This window comes from Actinoplanes sp. DH11, assembly GCF_020873875.1.
In the GTDB taxonomy this organism is placed as follows: Bacteria; Actinomycetota; Actinomycetes; order Mycobacteriales; family Micromonosporaceae; genus Actinoplanes.
The window spans coordinates 1-364 of the sequence record NZ_JAHWGU010000198.1 but is presented as its reverse complement, the minus strand read 5'-3'; the positions used below and the strand labels follow the sequence as shown (position 1 = coordinate 364).

General features: G+C 67.9%; 1 pseudogene. It reads right to left on the bottom strand.

Features of this window, described 5'->3' with window-relative positions:
* Window positions 1-364, bottom strand: a pseudogene (locus LPA41_RS41415) (hypothetical protein); the annotation flags it as partial.

Below are 364 nucleotides of genomic sequence, written 5' to 3'. Positions count from 1 at the left end.
CCGACGCCCCACCAACACAACCCGCACACCCGAACCCACCAAATACCGCGCCACCACCGACCCCAACGCACCCACACCACCAGTCACCAACACCGTGCCCTCCAACACCGGCACCCCACCACCACCACCATCACCATCGCCATCACCGGAAACGTCCGGGACAGCAACCGGAACCAGACGCGGCACCGACGCCCGGCCACCGCGAACCACCACCTCCGGCTCACCCTCGACAACCAGCACCTCACCATCGGTATCCACCAACACAAACCGACCCGGATGCTCCGACTGCGCCGACCGCACCAAGCCCCGCACCGCGGCAAGTGCCAGGTCCTCGCCGCGCGTGACCACTACCAGACGCCGGTCG